Source organism: Streptomyces sp. NPDC046909, assembly GCF_040644695.1.
Taxonomy (GTDB): Bacteria; Actinomycetota; Actinomycetes; order Streptomycetales; family Streptomycetaceae; genus Streptomyces.
In genome coordinates, this window is the sequence record NZ_JBEYXC010000006.1 from 382330 (window position 1) to 403132 (window position 20803).

The 20803-nt window shown below is 70.6% G+C and carries 18 protein-coding genes and 1 pseudogene; 2 read left to right on the forward strand and 17 right to left on the reverse strand.

The features are described 5' to 3' along the window. Positions 1–57 precede the first annotated feature (57 nt). Complete coding sequence (locus tag ABZ928_RS22480; RefSeq protein ID WP_361521647.1) at positions 58–3075, forward strand: tetratricopeptide repeat protein; 3018 nt, start codon at positions 58–60, stop codon at positions 3073–3075. A gap of 121 nt (positions 3076–3196) precedes the next feature. Here the strand turns inward: ABZ928_RS22480 and ABZ928_RS22485 are convergent, their stop codons facing one another. From ABZ928_RS22485 to ABZ928_RS22565, 17 genes and pseudogenes are all read right to left on the reverse strand, one after another. Beyond that, positions 3197–4048 (reverse strand): DUF317 domain-containing protein, encoded by an 852-nt coding sequence (locus ABZ928_RS22485; protein ID WP_361521650.1) that lies wholly within the window; start codon positions 4046–4048, stop codon positions 3197–3199. Between the two features lie 28 nt (positions 4049–4076). Then, positions 4077–4931, reverse strand: a complete 855-nt coding sequence (locus tag ABZ928_RS22490) for a DUF317 domain-containing protein (RefSeq protein ID WP_361521652.1) — start codon at positions 4929–4931, stop codon at positions 4077–4079. 98 nt (positions 4932–5029) lie between these two features. Continuing rightward, the gene (locus ABZ928_RS22495) at positions 5030–5824 is read right to left on the reverse strand and encodes a winged helix-turn-helix transcriptional regulator (RefSeq protein WP_361521655.1); all 795 of its coding nucleotides are present in this window, start codon (positions 5822–5824) and stop codon (positions 5030–5032) included. Between the two features lie 31 nt (positions 5825–5855). Further along, positions 5856–6326, reverse strand: coding sequence for a hypothetical protein (locus ABZ928_RS22500; protein WP_361521658.1), 471 nt, complete (start codon positions 6324–6326; stop codon positions 5856–5858). Then, entirely contained in the window at positions 6323–7132 is an 810-nt protein-coding gene (locus tag ABZ928_RS22505) for a hypothetical protein (protein ID WP_361521660.1), read from the reverse strand. The genes ABZ928_RS22500 and ABZ928_RS22505 overlap by 4 nt, the downstream gene beginning before the upstream one ends. Before the next feature lies 1 nt (position 7133). Continuing rightward, positions 7134–7745: a DUF4913 domain-containing protein gene (locus ABZ928_RS22510; protein ID WP_361521662.1), complete on the reverse strand. Its 612-nt coding sequence runs from the start codon at positions 7743–7745 to the stop codon at positions 7134–7136. Between the two features lie 96 nt (positions 7746–7841). After that, positions 7842–8003, reverse strand: coding sequence for a hypothetical protein (locus tag ABZ928_RS22515; RefSeq protein ID WP_361521665.1), 162 nt, complete (start codon positions 8001–8003; stop codon positions 7842–7844). A gap of 513 nt (positions 8004–8516) precedes the next feature. Further along, a pseudogene (locus ABZ928_RS22520) lies at positions 8517–8765 on the reverse strand (DNA cytosine methyltransferase); the annotation flags it as partial. Beyond that, positions 8758–9048, reverse strand: a complete 291-nt coding sequence (locus ABZ928_RS22525; protein WP_361521668.1) for a DNA cytosine methyltransferase — start codon at positions 9046–9048, stop codon at positions 8758–8760. The pseudogene ABZ928_RS22520 and the gene ABZ928_RS22525, both read right to left, overlap by 8 nt. Then, positions 9038–9640: a hypothetical protein gene (locus ABZ928_RS22530; protein ID WP_361521671.1), complete on the reverse strand. Its 603-nt coding sequence runs from the start codon at positions 9638–9640 to the stop codon at positions 9038–9040. Before ABZ928_RS22530 ends, ABZ928_RS22525 begins: the two co-directional genes overlap by 11 nt. Beyond that, complete coding sequence (locus tag ABZ928_RS22535; protein WP_361521673.1) at positions 9637–10818, reverse strand: DnaB-like helicase N-terminal domain-containing protein; 1182 nt, start codon at positions 10816–10818, stop codon at positions 9637–9639. The genes ABZ928_RS22530 and ABZ928_RS22535 overlap by 4 nt, the downstream gene beginning before the upstream one ends. Continuing rightward, positions 10815–11051, reverse strand: a complete 237-nt coding sequence (locus ABZ928_RS22540; protein WP_361521676.1) for a hypothetical protein — start codon at positions 11049–11051, stop codon at positions 10815–10817. The genes ABZ928_RS22535 and ABZ928_RS22540 overlap by 4 nt, the downstream gene beginning before the upstream one ends. A 111-nt stretch (positions 11052–11162) precedes the next feature. Beyond that, on the reverse strand, positions 11163–12956 hold the full coding sequence (locus tag ABZ928_RS22545) for a TraM recognition domain-containing protein (RefSeq protein ID WP_361521679.1): 1794 nt from the start codon (positions 12954–12956) through the stop codon (positions 11163–11165). A 127-nt stretch (positions 12957–13083) separates the two neighbouring features. Further along, complete coding sequence (locus ABZ928_RS22550; protein ID WP_361521682.1) at positions 13084–13785, reverse strand: hypothetical protein; 702 nt, start codon at positions 13783–13785, stop codon at positions 13084–13086. Positions 13786–13804: 19 nt separating this feature from the next. After that, on the reverse strand, positions 13805–14302 hold the full coding sequence (locus ABZ928_RS22555; protein ID WP_361521685.1) for a hypothetical protein: 498 nt from the start codon (positions 14300–14302) through the stop codon (positions 13805–13807). Positions 14303–14335: 33 nt separating this feature from the next. Continuing rightward, positions 14336–15106, reverse strand: coding sequence for a hypothetical protein (locus tag ABZ928_RS22560; RefSeq protein ID WP_361521687.1), 771 nt, complete (start codon positions 15104–15106; stop codon positions 14336–14338). A 29-nt stretch (positions 15107–15135) separates the two neighbouring features. Beyond that, entirely contained in the window at positions 15136–15852 is a 717-nt protein-coding gene (locus tag ABZ928_RS22565) for a hypothetical protein (RefSeq protein WP_361521690.1), read from the reverse strand. A 1108-nt stretch (positions 15853–16960) separates the two neighbouring features. Here ABZ928_RS22565 and ABZ928_RS22570 point away from each other — a divergent pair. Next, the gene (locus tag ABZ928_RS22570) at positions 16961–20629 is read left to right on the forward strand and encodes a LamG domain-containing protein (protein WP_361521692.1); all 3669 of its coding nucleotides are present in this window, start codon (positions 16961–16963) and stop codon (positions 20627–20629) included. Positions 20630–20803: the final 174 nt, after the last annotated feature.

Sequence of the window (20803 nt, forward strand, 5' to 3'; positions counted from 1 at the left end):
CACGCCCCGCCGCGTCCTCCGGTCGTCTGGCCGGTGGTGGTGGGTGATGTGCCGCCCTTGGCCTCCGCCTTCCAGCCGCGCCCCGGCCTGCGCGACCGGATCGACCGGGCCTGGGCCGGACGCACCTCTGTGGTGCTCTCCGGCGGCGGCGGTGTGGGCAAGTCCCAGCTGGCCGCCGCCCGCGCCCACCAGGTCCTGGCCGCCGGCACCGAGGTGGTGGTGTGGGTGAACGCCGCCGACATGGCGCAGGTCGTAACCGGCTATGCCGCCGCCGCGCTTGGCGTCCAGGCGGACGGCGCGCGGGGGGAGGACGCCGAGAGTGATGCGCGGGCCTTTAAGAGGTGGTTGGCCTCTACCTCCCGCTCGTGGCTGGTCGTGCTCGACGACGTCGCCGACAGGGAGAGCATCAAGCGGTGGTGGCCGCCGTCATCGTCCAACGGGGACGGCCGGGTGCTGGCCACGTCCCGGCGCCGCGATGCTCTGATGTCGGGCGGCGGCCGGGCGGTCGTCGATGTCGGTACCTACGCCCCGGACGAAGCCATCGCCTACCTGCGTCACCGGTTCACCGACACGGACATGTCCCGACTGCTGGACGCGCAGGCCACGGATCTGCTGCGCGAGTTGGGGCACCTGCCGCTGGCCCTGTCACACGCGGCCGCCTACATGATCAACGAGGATGTGCCCTGCGCGTCCTATCTTCAGCTGTTCACCGACCGGCGGTCCCGTCTGGAGGCGATGCTGCCTCCCGAGGCTGACACCGAGGGCTATGGCCGGCCGGTCGCGGCCGCTCTGCTGCTGGCGCTGGACGCCGTCCGGCGCCGCGACCCGGTGGGCGTGGCCGCGCCGGCCCTGTGCCTGACCGCTCACCTGGACCCGGTCGGTCACCCCTTGAGTCTGTGGGCCGATGCAGCGGTCACCGGCTACCTGAGCGCCCACCGCAGCATGCCCTCCGGCCCTGCGGACACCCTTGCGCCCGCACTGGTCACCGCCGAACAGGCCCGGTCCGTGCTGCAGCTGCTGCACCACTACAGCCTGATCACCTTCGGCTCCCGGGACGGCGCCCGCGCGGTGAGCATGCACGCGCTGACCGCCCGCGCCGCGCGCGAAAACGCCCCCGCGAACCTGGTCACCGCGGCCGTGCCTGCGGCAGCGGACGCCCTGGCGGCGATCTGGCCCGAGAGCGACCACACGGACTGGGACCTCGCTGCCGTGCTGCGGGCCAACACCGTCACCCTGGCAGCCGTGTCAGGTGACCTGCTGTGGCAGCGCGACGGCCACTCGGTCCTGGGCCGGGCCGGGGCGAGTCTGCTGGGCGCAGGCCTGTACTCCGCTGCGGTGAGTTACTTCGAGCGCCTGGCCGCCGATGCCGAGCGGCTGCTGGGCGGTGAGCACGCCGAGACCCTGGAGGCACGCAGCGCCCTGGCCACCGCGTACCGGATGGCGGGGCGCCTGGAGGAAGCGATCTCCGGTGGGGAATGGGCCGCCGCCGACGCCGAACGGCTGCTGGGCGACGATCACCCCACCACCGTGCGCGCGTACGCCAACCTGGCCAGCTCCTATGCGCTGGCGGGGCGCACCGTAGAGGCGATCGCCATAGGGTCCCGGGTCGTCACCGAACACGAGCGGCTCCGGGACCAGGACGCCCCGGCCACCGTCCTGGCCCGCAGTAACCTCGCTGGCTACTACTCACAGGCGGGGCGCACCGCGGAGGCGATCGCCATAGGGTCCCGGGTCGTCACCGACCGCGAACGGCTCGGGGACCAGGACGCCCTGGCCACCGTCCTGGCCCGCAGCAACCTGGCCGCCTACTACTTACAGGCGGGGCGCACCGCAGAAGCCATTGCCCTCGGGGAGCGCGTCGTCGCCGACCGCGAGCGGATCCTGGAACCGGATCACCCGGACACCCTGGCCTCCCGCAGCATCCTGGCCGGCTCCTACGCCGAGGCCGGGCGTGCCGCGGAGGCGATCGCCGTCGGGGAGCGGGTCGTGGCCGACCGGGAGCGGATCCTGGGCGAGGGCCATCCCACCACGCTGGAGAGTCGCGTGAACCTGGCCGGCTACTACCACCAGGCGGGGCGCACCGGGGAAGCGATCACTCTGACGGAGCTTGCCGTCGCCGACGCCGAGCGGCTGCTGGGCGACGACGATCCTGTCGCCGTCGTGGCCCGCGGCAACCTGGCCGCGATCCACTTCGAAGCGGGGCACGTCGACGAGGCAATCGTTCTCGGGGAGCGGGTTGTCGCCGACGCCGAGCAGGTCCTCGGTACCGGTCACCCGGACACGCGCAGGATTCGGGACTGCCTGGCCGACACCTACCGAGCGTCGGGGCGTGTGGACGACGCGATCGACGCGGCGCAGCTCAACGTCACCGAGACCGAACGGCTGCTGGGTGAAGACCATCCCGACACCGTCAGGGCCCGTATCGGGCTGGCCGCCTGCTACTGGGACGCGGGCCGTGCGGAGGAAGCGATGGTCCTGGCGCGGCGGCTCGTGGGAGAGGGCAACCCCGACGCCGAGGGCTTGTCGGCCTACGCCGGCCTGGTGCAGTTCTACGAGAAGACGGGGCAGGCCGAGGAAGCGAAGACCCTGCGGCGCGCGGTGGCCGACGTCGGGCAGGTGCTGGGCGAGGACCGGTCCGAAGACATCGGTGTGGACCAGAAGGTCGCGCTGCTGGAGCGGGCCGCAGCCGACCTCGGACGGATGCTGGGCGAGGACCATGCCCACACCCTCGTCATCCGCGGCGGCATGGGTGTCGCCCTCATGGAGGCGGGACGTCCAAAGGAAGGAATTCCCCTGCTGGAGCGGGTCGCGGCCGACACAGAGCGCCTGTTCGGCATCCAGGACGCCATCGAGGGCTTCATCAACCTGGGCGTCGCTTACTGCAGGATGGATCGCACGGGAGAAGCGATCACGCTACTGAAGAGAGTCGTCGCCGACGCCGACCGGATACTCGGTCCCCACCACCCCGGCACACAAGAGGCCCGCGCGGCCCTGGCCCGATGCTACGGCGCGGCGATTCGGGCGCGGTTGAGCAGGCTGCGCCCATGGCGCCGCACGCAGAAGCCGCGAGAGTGACGGCCGTCAAAGATGGGGCTCGCTATGCGCGGCTGCGGCGAGCGGCTCGCCTGTTGTCGTGTGAGGCGTGGGGCGCTGGGGGTGGGGTGGGTTGTGCGCCTGGTGGTGGGGGGTGCGTCGGTTATCGACGCCGGAAGGCGCGGGCCGGAAGAACGGCGCTGGGACCGGATGCTGTTGCCACCGCGGGGGCACGCACGACGGCCCGGGGAATGGTGGTGCGAGCGCGGGCGGCAGCGGCTCGGCGGACGTCCAGTGGAGTCGGTACCGGCGGTGTGACTGGAGTGATGTGGGCCGCTCCGCGGTTTCGGGACGGGACCTCGGGCGCGTACCGGAGCACGGGTGTGGGGTCGGCAAGGCGTGCGGTGGTCGCCGCGATCAGGTGGATGGGCGTGCGGGAGGTGAACGTGGCGTGCCAGCGTGAGTGGTAACCGTCCTTGCCGCCCCACAGCAGCCATCGGTGCGTGTCGGAGTGCAGCTCGGCCTGCGAGTTGGGGAGGCGGCGCGAGTAGGTGAGTCCGGCCAGTTGGTCAGGTGCGGTGCACGTGGTCGCGGCCCACGTGTCCGTGCGCTGCCACCCAGCTCGTGTCAGGGGCCGCAGGGCCTCGTCGATCGGATGGTCCATACCGGACAGGTAGGCGTCCGGCCCCTTCGTGTAACTGCTGGCGAGGGCAGTGGTGAAGGCGGTCACCAGCTCGGTGGGGGTGGGTGTGTCGAATGTGGCCATCCAGTGCGGAGGGCCGAAGGGATCAGCGTGGACGGCGACTTTCCACAGCGTGTCGTCCTCCCCCTCGGGCAGATAGCCCAGGCGTATGTGCCGTTGCGGGGAGGAGACGTACACGTTCGCCAGCTCGTCGTCGTGGAGGGCGAAGCCGTGATCGAGGAGGGGTGCGAGGGCGGGGTCGCCGGTGAAGGTGCAGCCGGCGAGGTAGAGCGGGGAGACGTACAGGTCCCCGTCGGGGGCGGTGATCGGCACGGTGGGACTCCGGGGCTGAGGGTGAGAGTTAGCGCTGCCGTCGGGAGCCGACGTGCGTGGCGAGCGCGGTCGGCGCGGCCAGAGGCGGAGGTACGTGTATCGCCTGGGCTTGGGTGTTGCGCGCGAGCGCCGCTGCGGCCCGTGGGCCGGGCCCGGCCGCGTTCGCGCGGGCGACCGAGACGAGTGAGCGGTGGCGGTCGGGGATCTGGTCCAGGGCGCGCGGCACGGGAGTGGGGTCCGTGAACACGGCGGTGGAGGCCGTGATGAGGTGCTGCGGGGTGTACCGGCTGAAGAAGGCCTGCCAGCTCGGTGTGTACACGGGGTCGGGGCCAGCGGACATGCGCCACGTCGACTTCGCGGGCGTGAGCAGTTCGTCGTACTCGTGCAGCCAGCCGACGCTCATCTGATATGTGGCGTAGCCGTCGGGGGAGACCGTACGGAACGGCCGGGTACCGTTTACCGGCTCCCACCGGTGGCGCGCGGTCAGGGACGCGGGGCTGATGCCCGTGTAGCGCCGGCCACCGCTGAGGAAGTCGGCGAAGTTGTTGTGCACTCCCTCGACGAGGGTCCCAGTGAAGGCGGCCACGATTTCGTGGGGTGTGTTCCGGTCGAACGTGGTGATCCAGTCGGGGACGCCGAGCGGGTCCTCGGCGTAGGAGATGGTCCACCCGCCGTAGAAGCTCTCCAGGGCGTTGGCGACACGTACGCGCTGGCACGGGCTCGTGTAATACGTGTCTGTGCCGAAGGCGACGGTCTTGATCCAACCGGGAGCGAGATCGAGGGAGTTGAAGATGCTGCGGTTGTCGCCAGGACCGGCGAGGTAGCCGGGGCTGACCAGGACATCCGCGTTCGGGTCGAGGGCGAGGGGATCCAGGCTGGGCATGAGAGGGCCTTCGGGCGGTGGGGCACGGGCGGCTGAGCGGCTCGTGTGAGGGCACGTGGGCGCGGTCGCGCGGCGGCATCTGGCTGTCGGCATTGGAATCACCTGGTCCGGGACGGGCGCGAGAGTGCGGTGACGTACGCCGGTAGGCGCGGCTGCGAGTTGGGGATGTGCGAGAACAGCTCGGATGAGGCCACTGGACTGCGGTGCACCGCCGCGCTCGCGCGTATGGCGTGCTGCGCTGTCGCACCGTGCTCGTCCGGGAGGGATGTCGCTGGGTTTGCCTCGCGGGCGAACTCCGCGAGTTCGGCGTACACCGGCGTGAGCCCACGGGCCGCGGACGTCAGGGTGTACTCGGCGCCCCGGCCGGAGAAGGGGCTCGTGCGGGTGATGAGCTGGTCGGTCTGGAGCTGCGTGATGCGGTAGTGGAAGGAACCGGTGGCGAGCCCGGCTTCGTCTCGCAGCGCGCCGTTGGGCAGGGGACCGTGCTGCGCGAGGGCGTGGAGGAGGGGGATCGTGCCCTTCCCGCGCAGTCGGCCGAGCGCGTCCTCTACGCGTTCTGCCTCAGCGAGTGACGCCGTGCGGTCGGTGAGGTGGGTACGGTGCCAGGCCGAGAGCGCACGGTGGACGTGTTGGGCGTCGCGGCCGACCGGTGTGAGGTCGTATACCCCGACCTGAGGACGGTCCAGGAGGTTGCTGGTCTGCATGCGGCGCACGATCTGTGCCATGGCGTGGACACCGACCCACGGCAACGCGGAGTTGATGTCGGCCAGGCGCATGGGGCCGTGCTGCTGGATGGTCTGCAGGGTCCAGGTGGTCCAACGCGGTGAGAGGCGGGCGACGGCTTGGTCGACGAGTTCGGTGTGACGGGTGGGCGTGGTGGAGAGGTCGGGCACGGTGGGGTTCTCCGAAGGTGGTTGAGTGCCGTCAGCGGGACCGTGTGGCGCGGTTCGTGGCGGAGGTCGTTGCTGCGGGTTGCTGGGTAGTGGCGACCGGCTGCCCGCCGCGGTGCTGAGGGGAGCGAGCCCTGGCGGCTTGGGCCCGCCGGTCGTGTGGGAACGTGGCGGTGGCCGCCCGTTCGCGCTCCAGCCGGAGGGCCGCGGTGCGGTAGGCAGCCTGGTCCTGGCGCTCGCCGACGGCCAGGAGGTAGATCTCCCGTTTGTGCTGGGAGGAGGCGGGAGCGTCCCGGTACTGGATGACCAGCCGCCAGCGGGTTTCCGGGTCGACGTAGACCTTGTGGCAGCCCGCCAGTTCGCGCTGGAGGGCAGCGCCCCGTTCGTTGCCGTGGACCAGGTGCTGCAGTTCGAGCAGGGCCAGGTCGCGGATGTTCTCCGGGACGGCGCGTAGGTCGGCGAGGGCCTCGGGATGGGCGGCGAAGGCGTACCGTGCCCGGCTCATCGCGCGCGTCCACGGGAGTGCGCTGGGGCAGGTCCTGTCGCTGACCGCGGTGGTGATACGGGTGCCGGAGCTACGGCGAGGCCGTTGCCCGTGACCGTGGAGCGAGCGCGGGCGGCTGCCGCCCTGCGGCCGGCGGAAACCGGTGGGGCAGGCGCCAGGGGGAGCGGCGAGTTCCGCTCCGTGATCCACGTATCGGCGTCTTCGGCGCTGGTGAAGGCGCCCTCCCGCACGGTGTAGGAGCGCAGGTCCTTGGTCGTCTCTTCGAGGAAGAGGCGATACGGCGCATCCGCGGAGTCGGGATGGCTGTCGTAGACGAGCGTGCGGACCTCGGCGCCGACGTCGAAGGAGCATGGGTTGTCGGTGTGGTGATCGAGGACCTCGTACCGGTTGTCGGAGTTGGCCCGGAGCAGGTCCTCAAGACGGGCCGTGAGTCCGTCGGCAGGGCGGGGCCCGTGAGGGTGGGTTCCCGTGACGGCTTCCGGCGGGCAGCCCCTGCGGAGCAGCCAGTTCTGCGCCAGCGGAACGACCGGGTGACGCTCGGAGGCGAAGTCGAACGTGCGCTGCTCGACGTCGCGGGTGATGTGCAGCGTGACGTACTCCGCCATCCCTGGGATGTCCCAGATCGCGGACCGGTCGTACAGCAGCAGATGGCTGTCGCGGCCGTCGGCGCTGTGGTGCTCGGAGAAGGGAACGAACAGGTCTTCCGAGAGCGTGACGGAGGAGAAGTCGTCCTCGATCTGCTCGGTGGCGGCCTGGAAGCCGTCGAGCCGGTAGTCCGGCGCTGAAGGTTCGTACGTGCGGGCCATCTCAGACTCCGGCGGGCTCGGGCGAGGCCAGCAGCCGGTGATGGGGACGGGCCGCACTGGTAGTGCAGGCGCCGAACGGGCCATCTGGGGTGCGGAGTTGGAGCAGTGCCGGGTCGAGGTGGTCGCGGTGCCAGGTGGAGGGACCGGTGAGGCTGGCCTGGACGTCGGTGAGTTGCTGCCAGGCGAGCCAGAGGGCGTGCAGCCGGGCCACCGCCTCGGGGTGCTCCTGCCACTGGTGGCACCACGGGCGGCCGGTGGTGATCTCCCGTCCGTAGACCGGCAGGAGCAGGTTGTGCACCCAGTTGGTCAGCGCGGCCAGCTCCACGGCGTACGCCTGGGCGCCGAGCGCCAGGATGAAGACCGAGGCCGGCCCGTCCTCCTTGGTGCCGTTGGTGTTGCCTCCGGCCGGGCCGGAAGCGGATGCCGGGTTTTCATGGTGCTCGGGACCGGCTGGTTCGACGTCCTGTGGGGCGGGCTGGTCGTCCGTGAGCCGGGCGAGCGTCTCGCCCTGCTTGCGGCTCTCGGCGACCAGCCGGGTGACCGTGGCAACGAGGTCGTCGAGGTCGTGGTCCGGTATGCGCACCGGCACGCTCTCGTGGGCGGGTTCGGACATGGCTACCCCTGGTGCAAGTTCTGGTGGGTGGGGTGACGAGGTTCCGGAGAAACGGGGGTTTGGCCCGGCCGGGAAAGTGGGTGTAGAAGGCCCAGATCAGCGCGGCGCGAGATGGCGGCACACGGTCCCGGGCGGGGCCAGGATCTGCAGGGCGCGGGCGGCCTGCTGGGGCACAACTCCGTTGCCCAGAGCGGTCAGTTGGGCGGGGCGTCCCAGCCCCGGGGTGCCGGTCACCCAGCCGGGCGCAAGGCCTTGCATCCACTCCACGAACCGCGGACTGAGGCGGCCGGCGTCATCGGTCGGTCGAGGCGCTGGACGGGTGGCCCGCTCCCAGCGGGTGATCGCGGCGGCGTACGGGCCCCAGATCTCGGCCCGTCCCCCGTGGCCGACGGGTCCCCGAACAGCGGCAGCGACTGCGTGAGCGGAGTACTGCCCATCGAGCTCTTCCGCTGCCTGGCCGTGCGTGTGGACGTGGCATCCGGGGCGGGCCGCAGGCGTGCCGCCGCCGAGGGCAGGGGCAAGTCCCCATTGCTGTGGCGCTGGTTGGGCGATCCCTTGGTTCCGTCCGAGGCCTTCGGGGTGGGCAGGAGCCACTCGACCTCGTCCGCCAGGTTCGGGCCGTGGCCGCCCTGCTTGCGCTTCGCCGGATGCTGACTTCCCCCGTTGGCCCCCAGGTTGCTGGTCGGGGTCTTGAGCAGCGGTGATCCGTCCGGAGGGCCAGGCGGCGAGGAAGATCCGCTCGCGGCGGTGCGGGGCTCCGACGTCAGCGGCGCGAAGCACACACCAGCGCGCATCGAACCGGATGTCGGCCAGGGAGCCGAGTACGGCACCGAGTGCGCGCACAGCAGGCTGGCCTGCGGCGTCTCCCAGACACCACGGGCAGAGTTCCACGTCGCCAGGGGAACCGGCGGGCGAGGTGAGGAGCCCCCGGACATTCTCGATCACCACCAGGCAGGGGTTGAGGGCTTCGATGGCGCGAACGACGTGGTGCCACAGACCGGACCGGGTGCCATCAGCCAGTCCGGCGCGACGGCCGGCGACCGAGACGTCTTTGACAGGGGAACCCGGCCGTCAGGACGCACACTTCCGGGACTTCGGCCCAGTTCACGGCCGTGATGTCGCCGAGGTTCGGCACGGCCGGCCAGTGCCGGGACAGGATCCGGGCCGCCCCCGGATCGATCTCGGCATGCCAGGCGACCGTTCCGCCGAGCACTGCCTGGACGCCGAGATCCAGACCGCCGTACCCGGAACACAGGCTCCCGATCGACGGCGGAGCCTCCGCCGAGTTCAGGTCAGCGGCCATGGCGGGGCGCCGGGGTGTAAGCGAGCCGGACCGGACCCGCGGCGGGCGGTTCCGCGGGCAGGCGGTAGATCGAGTTCGTCGGTCGTACGGAGCGGCTCAGCGCGGCGAGCACACGAGGTGGGGTGCCGTCGATCCGGTCGGCGGCGCGCCGCAGTTCGATAAAGGTTTCCTGCAGCGAGTCCACCGTGAGGTCCAGCCGGTCCTGCGTGACGTCGAACGCGGATTGGCGGGCGTCGCGCAGATTCGCCGAGGCCGGGGCTTCCGCGTACCTGCGCAGGAATCCGAGCTGTTCGAAGGCTTCGGTGTAGTTGTTCATGGCGCGTCCCGCCGGGGCGGACGCGCTGGTGTAGGCGTCGATGACCGGGCCGAAGTCGAGTCCCGGGTCGCTGTCGGTGGCGCGGAAGAGGACCTCGTCGGACAGGTCCTTCACGAGCCCTGTCAGTGCGCGGAGATGATGGGATGCGGTGACGAGGTCGGGCAGGGAGCTGTGCGTGTACGATCGGACCACTTCAGTTCGGAGCTGCTCGAACTCCAGGGCCAGCGCGTACAGTTCGTCCTTCTCCAGGCCCGCTCGGCCGGTGTGGTCGGTCATGACGGACTCCGATGGTTGTGCCGGTCGGGAAGCGCGGCGCACGAGGCCGCGACCGGCGCAGAGGGGGCTGGGGTAGCTGTCGGGCGGCTGCGGGCTCGGGCCGCCTCGATGCGGGCGGCAGGCGGCGACGCACCCGGCCGACTGGTCGGCCGCCGCGGCTCGGGGTCGGCTTCGTGCGTGCGGTGCAGGCGGCGGCGTACGTCGTCCAGGGGACCGAGAGCGTGCAGGGCGTAGCCGATCAGCCGTCCTGGGGCCAGGGCTTCGTCGTCGGCGAGCGCGCGCACCTGCCGGGCGACGGCGGCGGCTGTGCGGACGAGCGAGGCCTGGACGACCTGCTCGCCGAAGTGCTCGGCCACGCCGGAGAAGGACAGCGGGTCGCAGATCCTAAGGACGCGTTCGGCGTTGAGCGTCCCGTCGGACAGCGCGCCCCGGCGCTGGGTCTCCCACAGCACGGTCAGCTGGTCTATGGGCTCGTTGCGGTGATGCAGGGCGCCCAGGGCGCGGTAGATCTGTTGGTGGCCGATGTCCACGAAGTCGCCGGGACGCAGCCAGTCGACGACGTCGAGGAGTTGCTCGGGCCGGGCGCTGATGCAGCCGAGGAGGAACTCCTCGTCGGCGAGGACTTGTTCGTCGACAGCTTGCGGCTGCTGGGCGGGCGACGTGATCGGCTCCCGGGGCGGTACCGGGCGCGGCTCGGTTCCCCACCGGTGGGCGAGATCGGCGAGCACGTCGGACAGGACCTGGGCGTGGTGGACCGTCTCCGCGATTCCACCGCGGACGGCGTCGGCACGCGCGGCCTGGTGGAGGCGGATGGCGTGCTGGGTGACGCTGCGGTGGATGGCTCCCTCCAGGACCATCCGCCCGTAGACGGGCGCATGGGTGGGGCGCGGACATGCGGAGATCAAGGAGTGGGCGTACGACGCGGTCAGTCCACGGGTTCGGGTGCTGGCCTCTCGCACCGTGTCCGTCACCCAGGACAACGGGATCGGGTCTCCGCTCTCTGCCGCTGTGGCTGGGTGACCGTCGGCGTGGAGCTTGAGCATCGCGGCGTAGAGGGCCGCGTGGATCGGACGGTAGAAGTGATCGGGCCGCAGCCAGGGCGAGAGCTGGTCGATCTGGCTGGGATCCAGGAAGACCGAGCCCAGCACCGCCTGCTCGGCTTGCATGAGCGGAGTCACGGCTGGTCCTCGCGTACGTCCGCGCGCTCGGTGCGCAGTTTCGCGACTGCGCGGTCGGCGGCGGCCATGTCGGCGGCGAAGCGGTCCAGCTCGCTGGTGAGGCGGGGGTCCGAGGCGGGCATGGCGCCGGCCGGGGTGACCAGCCACCAGCGACCGTCTCGGCGTACGGCGGGAGTGTCGGCGAGTCGCTCGGAGGGGCGGACGGATGCCCAGGTTGGTACGGGGTGGGACACGGAAGCACCTCAAGAACAAGGGGGGTGGTCGAGCAGCGGCTCGGGGACGCGGCGGGGACGGGGAAAGCCCGTGCGTGCGTCTCGTGCGCGCGTTGTGCCGGGCCGGGGCGGTCATGCGGCCGGGCCGAAGTCGTCGAGGTGCAGCTGCTTGGCCAGGGCCCGCTCGGTGATGGCCGCGGTCGCCTGGGCGGAGGCGGCGCCGAGCCGGTCGGCGTCCGGTTCGCGGTACCAGGGCTTGAGGTCGAGGAGGGCGGGGCGGACTCCGGTGGCCAGCAGGAGGGCGGAGCCCTTGGGCAGGGCCCGGATCGCGTCGGCCGGCAGGACCCGCTCCTGACGCATCGACACCGACGTGGACTTGCCCGACTCGCTGGTGGACACCGAGACGGTGCGTACGTCGTGGTCACCGACGAGGCGGGAGAGCTTGTCCGCGAAGTCGGCGTCGTCGATGCCGGAGCCGACCAGCTTGATCGTCGCGGCGGACCACAGGGCATCCATGCCGGCCTCGCCCCACACCCGTACGCCCTGGCGGTAGGACTGCAGGATCGTGATCGGGATGACGCCCCGAGACCCGAGGTGGGAGTAGAGGTCCGGCAGATCGGAGATCTTGCAGACGTTGGCGGCCTCGTCGAGGATCGCGAGCAACGGGGCGTCGAGGCGCCCGCCGTCGCGTTCGGCCTGGATGACGGCCGCGCGCATCACCGCGTCGGCGGCTGCGGCGATGATCGCCGAGGCGGAGCCGCCGCCGTCCTTCGACAGCAGGAACAGGGTGTCCTTGCTGGTCGCGAACGCCTCCGGCTTGAACTCCCGCACCTTCTCAAGGTCGTTGGGAGGGGTGACCCAGGCGGCGATACCCGGGTCGAGGAGGCAGCTGGCGTACTGCCGGGCGGTCTCGAAGATGCCGTCGCGGGTCTCGACGGCTCCGGCCACGGTGCCCTGGAGCTGGGCGGCGACGCCGTCGAGGCCGGCGTCCTGGAGGAGGTCGATGGGGGTGCGGTCGGCGGGGGAGGCGAGCCAGGCCAGTACGTCGGTGATCGGCCGGTGGTCGCGGGCCGCGGCGAGGAACAGCGCGGTGAGGGTGTTGGCGGCGGCGGTGGACCAGAAGTCGCCCGCGTTGGACTCGTCCACGGAGGCGGTCACGAAGTGTCCGGCCAGCCGCCGGGCACCGGCGAGATCGTGGGCGTCGGCCAGGATGTCCCACCACATGGTCTGTGGGGCGTGGGCGATCTGCTGCGGGTCCAGCGTCCACACCGTGCCCACCCGGGCACGCTCGTCGAGGGTCGCCGTGAAGGCGTCGCGGGCCGCCTTGTTCGAGGTCAGCAGCACCGGGCCGGGGGCGCGCAGGATCGCGGGGATGGCCAGTCCCGAGGTCTTCCCCGAGCGGGGCGCCATGATCGCGAGGAGCACGTCTTCCCAGGACGAGCGGACCTCGGTGACCCCCGGCTTCAGCGTGCCCAGCAGTACGCCGCGGTCGTCCGGGGCGACGGCCTTGGGCTTGGTGCCCTTCAGGCTGGGCCGCAGGTCGATGGCCTTCGCGGCGATCTTCATGGGCAGCAGGTCGGCCAGGTCCCGCTGACCGGCCAGCCCGTTGGGGTTTCGGTGAAAGCGCAGCCACAGGCGGGCGCCGAGGACGGCTGCCGCGATGAGGGTGGCGGCGGGCAGCAGGTAGCAGCCGGTGAGGACGGCGGGCCGGGCGAGATGCGGCCAGAGGAGTTCGGGGTGCAGGAGCGCGTTGGTCGGCTGGAAGGCGGCCCACGGGTCGGAGCCGACCACGGCGTTGGCGAGATTGCCGAACAGCCAGGCCAACGAGCCTCCCGCCGTGCCGAGAGCGGCAATGCCGATCAGGAGGTAGAGGAGGAAGTCGGTGCCGGTGGTGGTCGAGGGCGTGCTGGTACGCGGAGATGGCAAGGCGGGATCCAGAGGGGTGCGGACCTACGGGTGGCGGCGGGGCGGCGAATGGCTCTGGTGATCACGAGCGGGCTCCTAGCGGCTGTGGCGGTGAGCAGAGGAGTTGGAGGGAGCGGAGGGGGAGCGGTCAGCGAGACCGGCCCGGCCGGGGCGTGTTGGGCGGCGTGACGGAGGGCTCTTCGGCGGCGGGCGTGGCTCCGGTGCGGGGGCTCGGGGCCGTCGCGTAGTAGGTGGCGACGCTTTCCTGCCAGCTCCGCTTCCGGGGCGGTCCGAGCCTCTGCATCTGGTGGCCGGCGTCGCGCACGTCCTCGGCGAGAGAAGTGAGCGTGGCAGCGGCGTCCTCGCAAAGGTGGGACAGGTACCAGCCGTCATCAGTGTCGGCGACGTTGGCCTGCACGGCCGCGGCCTCGAAGAACTCGCCGAGGCGGACGAGGACGCCGTCGTCCGGGTCCACGACGTGCTTGACGAGGGCGGCCGCCCCCGCGTACGTCTCGGCTGCGTTGAGCTGGTCGGTCAGGGACAGGATCTGCTGCCCGTACACGCGCGTGCCGAGGGGGTCGGTGGGCGTGGTGATCCGCGTGACGTCGAGGCCGGGATCGAGTTCGACCTGGTAACCGACTGCGGTGAGCATCCGGGCGGCGTGGCTGGCCATCCGGTTCTCGCGCTCCTCGCCCAGATCCCAGGGCAGGCGGTACCAGAAGGAGAGCGGGGTGGTTTCGATGACGAAGCCCGCGCGCTTGAGGAGGGTGACGGCCAGCTCGTCCCCGCCTTCGGCGATGACGTTGCCGGTCGGCTCGCGGGTGATGACGACATGGGGCGTGGTGGACATGGAAGCCTCCGCGGGCGGGTCAGAAGTGAGGGTTCTCGGTGGGCCGGTCGCCCGCGGTGGCGGCTGCCAGCAGCTCGGGCAGGTCGGTGGGATCGGCGTCGCGCTGGTCCAGCCACCAACCGGCACGCGTCAGGGGCCGGGCGGCGTCCTCGATGGCGGCCCACTCCTCCTCGCTGGTGGTGCCTTCGGCGACGAGGGCGGTGTACGCGGCGGCCATGAGCTGATGGCGGCAGCGGGTGCCCCAGGCGATGGCCCGGTCGGTGCCCTCCAGCGGGGGCATCTGATACTGCGTCGACCACTCCTCGGCCTCGGCCTGCTCGGCGGCACGTTTCTTCGCCAGCCACTCGGCCTTGGACTCGCTGTCCTCGCCCTGGGTGGCGCGCCAGCAGTCGGTGCAGTCGCGCTCGGCGAGCCAGCGGGCGTAGCCGGCCCGACGGTCGGCCGGACGGTCGGAGAGATCGACCTGCGTGGTGTCTCCGCAGGTGTGGTTGATGGTCCAGATCTTCTTGACGGCCATGAGCCGGGCTCCTTCGTGGGATCGAGAGGAAGGTCAGCGCGTACGACGGGGGCTGGACGGGGCAGCCGGTGCACGGGCTGCTTCGTCCGGCGAAGTGGACGGTGTGGTCGGGCGGTTCGGGGAGGAGGCGAGAGCGGCGCGGGCGCGGGCGGTGTGCGTGACCGACGGGAGCTCGTACCGGGGCAGCAGCGGTACGTCGGCCAGTGCCGGGGCGCCTTCCGGGGTCACGTCCGGCATGACCGCCAGGTCGAGCTGGGCGGTGACGAGTTGATCACCGAGGAACGCGACGTGGTGGGCGATGGTGCGCAGGTGCTGGCCCAGCTCGCGGCCGTTGGCGGTGCCCAGCCGGTCGCACCAGGCGGCGGCCGTGTCGATGAATTCCTCCAAGTCCCCGACAACGCCGTGGTGTTCGTCGAGGATCTGGTCCAGGACGTCGGCGACATCGGCCGAGCGGCGCAGTTCGTGCAGTTCCCCGGTCAGCGCGGTCAGTGACTGCCCTGGCAGCGCCTGACGTGCGGGCGCCCCGTCCGACGTCGGGATCGGCGGCGGCAGCATGATGCGCGGATCGGCGGCGACCGAGAGGCCGACGTCCTGGAACTCGCGGCTGGCACGAGCCACGGCCCGCACCGTCGTGTTGTGCGGGGTGTCATCGGCCAGCGTGTAGAGATCGAGGGTGCTGTTGTGGCGGAAGTGGTGCTTGCGCAGCACCTCGTCGAGGAACGGGTGATCGTCCGATACGGCGGCGACCACACCGAACTCCGGGTGGACACCGAAGGCGACGTCGGGCTCGAGTTGCAGTTTCATGCTGAAGGATTCCTTTGGGTTCGGATGACCTAGCGGGCGCGGGCCGGCTGCCGGGGGGCCTGGGCCGGGTGGAAGGCGACGGTGACGTCGGGCCGCTGCGGCAGCGAAGTGCTCGCGCGGGCCGGGGAGATGGCGGTGGCGGCCTGGACCCGGCGCTGCGAGGTCGCGGGAGTCGGATCGGGACGTCCGTTGCCGCGGATGTAGGAGAGCGCGTCGAACGCGAGGGCCGTGCTGTCCAGCCGCGTCTCGACGTAGCGCAGATCGCCCTCGCCGTGCAGCAGTACGCCTTCGCCGGTGCGGACGTCGGTGCCGACCGCGCGCAACGTGCCGTCGGGATCGCGGACCTGGTCGTGCACGACGATCCGGGCGGCCCGGATGTCGGCGTCGAGCGCGCGGGCGGAGGCGGAGACCGCCTCCCCAGCGCCGAGGAACTCCGGGACGGGGGTGTTCGCCTGCCCGTCGAAGAGACCTCGGCCAGGGTTGGGACGGGTGACGGGCTTGAGGTCGTACACGGCGTCGGAGGTGACGCTGTACCGCGCGGCGCGCAACGACTGAACGGCCTGCTGTCCGCGCCGCGTCAGATCACGGTCCGGCTCGGTCAGCGCGTACAGGCGGCTGCCGGGCAGCCGCTCGAAGCCGACCCGCCGCAGCATGTGATCGGCGACGTGGTTGTCGTGCGACATCGCGGCCACGACGCCGTACTGGGCGTGGTGGGCGACGGTGATGTGCGGGCGTATTTCCGCCACGAGAGGTGCACCTCGCAGAGGTCGGGGCCATGCGGAGGACGAGGATGTGGCCCGAAGACGGATTTGGCGGGGCCGGAGATTTGCGCTAGTGCAGTCGGAGGCAGGCGGTCGGGCCGGGGACGCCGAGCAGTTGAGCAACTGGGGCAGATGGCGTGTTCGTGGGAGGTCTGCCAGAGGGAGCCTGCCGAAAACGAGACAGTCGGGTACTCACGACCGAGCGATGCTCGGACAGCGAAAGCCAGAACTCCGCAGCTCAAAACCGTGGGTTTGACCGACCGGGGGTGGGACGCGATCCCTACAGTCCGACTCAGGAAACCGGGCTTTGGGTTCAGGCTGCGGCAGCATCACGGGACAAGGCAGACGTCGAAATCCAGGCCAGCAAGCTGTGTGTTTCCTGTGCCCTTGTCGGCTCCCTTTGCTTTCCTTTGTGTTTTCTTTCTCTTTCCGGGGGGCGCATATCGGCCACGGCTGGCCGGGAGTGAGTGCCGGTGTGGGTGCGGCTCGCTGTGATGGTTCGAAGGAGTGCGGAGGTGAGGCGGTGGCGAGGCCGAAAGGGGGCGCCCTTGCCGCCCTCGATGGCCGGTTTCCGAAAACCGGGGTTCCCCAAGTTCGCTGGAGTCAATAACCCGCTATCGCGTGAAAGTCAGCTTGGTGACGTCAGAGTGATGGTGCTTTGTCCATCAATCACACGAGAATGCGTCTTCATTGCATCCTGGTGGGTCAAGTGGCATTCGGTCATTCAATTTACTGAAGCAACTCGATGCGTGGTTGCTTGGTCGCCAGACTCCAGCCCTGTGGGCGGCTGTGTCTGATCGCGGTCGGGTGTTGATGGCGCAGTACGCATAAGCCCGCTAGGTCCAAGTTCCCCCTGGTTCTTCTTTATCCTGTTCGGTCCCTTTCCAGCCTTGGCCAGATCTAGTGCATCTTCTCTGTGCATGCCATTGACCAGCGGTGATGAGGACGGCTGTCATGAGGCGGCCACATGGGAGGGGTAAGAACTCCGTGAACGTTTGGGGTGGGTATGGGGTTTGCTTGGCGTGCGCGCTCGGCGGTTGGCGCGCGTAGACGTGCCGTCGCACTTGCGGCGGCGGTCGCTGTGACGGCGGCCTTGCCGACTCTTGTCCTGCCGCCGACAGGAGCCCGCGCGGACGACACGACGACGACCGGCCAGGCGACGCCAGAGGCTCGCGCGGATGCCGAGAAGGCGGCGGAGACCGGTGAGCAGGTCGAGGTCGTGGGTGAGCGCACGCCCTACACCACGACGTTCGCCAATCCGGACGGTGTGACGTTCACGCTCAAGGACTCTGCCGTTCCGGTGCGGGTGAAACAGGCCGACGGCTCCTGGGCGCAGCCGGACGCGACGTTGGAGGAGCGGTCGGACGGCTCCGTCGGGCCGATGGCGGCGGTTGCCAAGATCTCCTTCTCGGATGGCGGCGCCGGCGCAGACCTGGTGAAGCTGTCGCTCAACGGGCGTTCGCTGACCGTGGGTTGGCCAGGCACCCTGCCGAAGCCGACCCTGGATGGTGACTCCGCGGTGTACGCGGACGTCCTGCCGGGCGTGGACCTGCGGATGACCGCCACCACCGAGGGCTACCGCGAGGTGCTCGTCGTCAACTCAGCCTCTGCCGGGGCGAATCCGGAACTGAAGAAACTGTCCTTCCCGGTGAAGGCCCAGGGGCTGACTCTCCAGGACGGAGGCGACGGCGGCGTGTCCGCGGTCGACGACGACGGCAACGCCGTCTTCCGTTCTCCCGCCGCCCAGCAGTGGGACTCGGCAGGCGACGCCACCGCGACCGCCTCCGCCACGCCCGAGGACTCGTCCGGTTCGGCGTCCCAGGCGTCGTTCACGACAACGGCGCAGGACACCGCCACGGCCGAGACCGCGGGTGACGACGGTGAGGCGACGCCGGATCCGGCCGAGGGGCCCAGCGACGGGGACTCCTCCACGCGTCTGCCGGTCGCCGCGGAGCAGACCACGATCACGGTGACACCGGACGCGGCGATGCTGGCCGACGACTCCGCGGTGTTCCCCCAGTACATCGACCCGGATGTCGGCATGACGGCCTCCGAGCGGACCCTGCTGTCCTCGGACGGGGACACGTTCTACAACTTCTCCGGGGGCGACAGCGGAAAGGGCGTCGGCTACTGCGGCACCTACGTCACCGGGGGCGTCTCGTACTACTGCGGCTCCGGCTACAAGAACCGCATGTACTTCGAGTTCTCGCCGGCGAAGCTGGCGGGCAAGCACGTCCTGGACGCCACCTTCGCCATCACGGAGAAATGGTCGATGTCCTGCACGGCGTCGTGGGTGGACCTGGTGCGCACGGGCAACATCTCGTCCTCGACGAACTGGCCCGGCCCGACGGCGAACTGGGACCTGATGGTGGACCGGGACGTGTCCGCGGGGCGCGGGTCGGCCTGCGATCCCAGCCAGCCCGCTGCCCCGATCGAGTTCAACGACAATCCCGACGAGACCAACGAGAACCTGACCTCGACCGTGACGAAGTTCGCCGCCGGCGACTTCTCCCGGCTGACGCTGATGCTCAAGGCGCACGACGAGACCGATCCGAACAGCTGGAAGCGGTTCGACGACGACGCCGAACTCGATGTGAAGTACGTCGGTATACCCGCCAAGCCCACGAAGATCGGTCTGGTCGTCGGGACGAGTGTCGTCTGCGAGACCGACCAGTCGGATCCGCTGGTGGTGTCCAGCCCGACACCCTCGCTCGCCGCGACACCGCAGACCGCGGCCGGCGGTGAGTCTGGGGCCTCGCTTCGGATCGCCTACGACGTCGACAAGTACAGCACCAGCACCAGCACTTGGTCGGACGCCTACGAGGCGGAGCGGCCGACCAGCGGCTATGTCGGAGACAACGTGTCGCCCGGCACCGTGCCGACGTCGACGCTGACCGAGGGCACGCTGTACCGCTACCGGGCGTGGACGCGCTCGTACTACAACAGCGGGGCCGACTGGCTGTCGGGGCCGTCGAACGCGTCGACGACGGGCTGGTGCTACTTCAAGGTCGACCCGACCCGTCCCAAGGCCCCGGGGATCGCCCTGTCGAGCCCGTACTCGGTGTGCGACAGCTCCTGCACGGCGGCGGGCGGACCGGGCACCGATGTGACGTTCACGTTCAGCGCCGCCTCCGGGGACGCGGCCACCGTCACCGGCTACCAGTACAAGATGTCGTCCTCGGCCGCCTGGTCCCCGGTGATCCCGGCCTCGAAGCCGACCACCGTGTTCACACCACCTGCCTCGGGCACCTTCACCGTCTTCGTACGGGCCGAGGACTCGCTGGGCTGGGGTGCCACGAACTCGGTGGACTTCCTGGTCGCGGAGGGCAGCGGCCCGATCGGTCAGTGGCACTTCGACGAGGCGAGCGGTGCCGCGCTCGACACGTCCACGACGGTGGCGGCGGAGCAGGACGACGCGACACTCTCCGCGACCGGCGCCTCCCGTGATGGCCGTGGCCGTCGCGGTGTGCTGACACGGGACGCGACGGGAGCGGAGCTGGCGACGCCGGTGACGGACACCGGTCTGACCCTCGACGGTTCCGCTGGTTACGCGGCCACGTCGGGTGCGGTGGTGGAGGCCAGGTCGTCGTACACGGTCGAGGCCTGGGCCCGGATGGGTGCCACCCCGACCCACAACTACGTGGTGCTCTCCCAGACCGGCACCGGAAGCACGCAGCCCGGTTTCGCGATCTACTACTCCACCGCCTACAGCAAGTGGATCTTCAACTGGCACTGGGTCGACTCCTCCGGCACCTGGCACTACGTGCGCTCGTTCGCGGACGCCACCTCGCCGCCGGTAAAGGTGTGGACGCACCTGGCCGGGGTGTACGACGCCAAGGCAGGAACGATCCAGCTGTACGTCAACGGCAAAGCCCAGGGCAGCCCGCAGACCGTGCCCAGCGGAGAACCCGAAGCGGACACCGGCGCGCTGGAGTTCGGTCGCGGAAACGCCGCCACGGCAGGCGCCTTCACGGACTACTTCGGCGGACAGATCGACGAGGCCACCGTCTGGCAGCGCGCCCTGTCGCCGGATGAACTGTCCACCGAGGCACAGTTGAAGACCAACGACAGCTTCGCGGCTGCGGAGCTGGTTGCCGCCTGGGATCCGTCCACGGCGACCGGCACCACCGTGACCGACACCACCTCCGGCTACGGCTCGGCCCTGACCCTGTCCGGTGGCGCGTCGCTGGACGGAACCGGGATCGTCCTGGACGGCACCGACGACGCGGCGACCGCACCGGGACCGCTGGTGGACGACACCGGATCCTTCACCGCGACCACCGCGGTACAGCTGGACAACGCCACGCTCGCGGCGAAGCCGGTGGGCTACGTGGGGCAGGTCCTCGGCCAACGCAGCTCGGACGGATCCGGCTGGGGCCTGTGGTACCAGCTGACCGGAACCGACACCGACCCCGAGACCGACGCGACCATCCCGGTCGGCTTCTGGCACTTCGGCCGGCTGAACGCCGACGGCAGCTTCACCGGAGTGGTCTCCGACACGGTGGCCGACCTGGGCAGCGCGGTGCGCCTGACCGGCGTGTTCGACGCCCAGGCCGGGACCGTCAGCCTCTATGTGGGCGAGGCGCAGAACGGCGACGCCACCGCCTACACGGCGACGGCGGGGACCGGCGACTTCGCCGTCGGCAAGGCGTATGTGAGCGCGGCGTGGGGTCACTATCTGCCCGCCACGGTCAGCGACATCCGGGTCTGGGCCGGCGCCATGGCCGGCCAGGAGCAGATCGCCGAAACGGTCGGGGACTGACCTCCCCGGCATCCCGGCGGGGCGGCCCCATGCTGCCGCCCCGCCCCATCGCCAGTCCCGAACTCCCTTTGTTGATGCCTTTTCGATGTGTGAGGGGTTTGTTGTCGTGAGTGCCGGTATACGGGCCCGATGGCTGCGGGCGACTTTCGGTCCCGCCTTCCTGCTCCCCGCGAG

Bases quoted from the DNA above. Each gene is read 5' to 3' on its own strand.
- ABZ928_RS22490 (WP_361521652.1), bottom strand. From the start codon at position 4,931: ATGCCCAGCCTGGATCCCCTCGCCCTCGACCCGAACGCGGATGTCCTG.
- ABZ928_RS22500 (WP_361521658.1), bottom strand. From the start codon at position 6,326: ATGAGCCGGGCACGGTACGCCTTCGCCGCCCATCCCGAGGCCCTCGCC.
- ABZ928_RS22505 (WP_361521660.1), bottom strand. From the start codon at position 7,132: ATGGCCCGCACGTACGAACCTTCAGCGCCGGACTACCGGCTCGACGGC.
- ABZ928_RS22510 (WP_361521662.1), bottom strand. From the start codon at position 7,745: ATGTCCGAACCCGCCCACGAGAGCGTGCCGGTGCGCATACCGGACCAC.
- ABZ928_RS22515 (WP_361521665.1), bottom strand. From the start codon at position 8,003: ATGCAAGGCCTTGCGCCCGGCTGGGTGACCGGCACCCCGGGGCTGGGA.
- ABZ928_RS22525 (WP_361521668.1), bottom strand. From the start codon at position 9,048: ATGGCCGCTGACCTGAACTCGGCGGAGGCTCCGCCGTCGATCGGGAGC.
- ABZ928_RS22530 (WP_361521671.1), bottom strand. From the start codon at position 9,640: ATGACCGACCACACCGGCCGAGCGGGCCTGGAGAAGGACGAACTGTAC.
- ABZ928_RS22550 (WP_361521682.1), bottom strand. From the start codon at position 13,785: ATGTCCACCACGCCCCATGTCGTCATCACCCGCGAGCCGACCGGCAAC.
- ABZ928_RS22555 (WP_361521685.1), bottom strand. From the start codon at position 14,302: ATGGCCGTCAAGAAGATCTGGACCATCAACCACACCTGCGGAGACACC.
- ABZ928_RS22560 (WP_361521687.1), bottom strand. From the start codon at position 15,106: ATGAAACTGCAACTCGAGCCCGACGTCGCCTTCGGTGTCCACCCGGAG.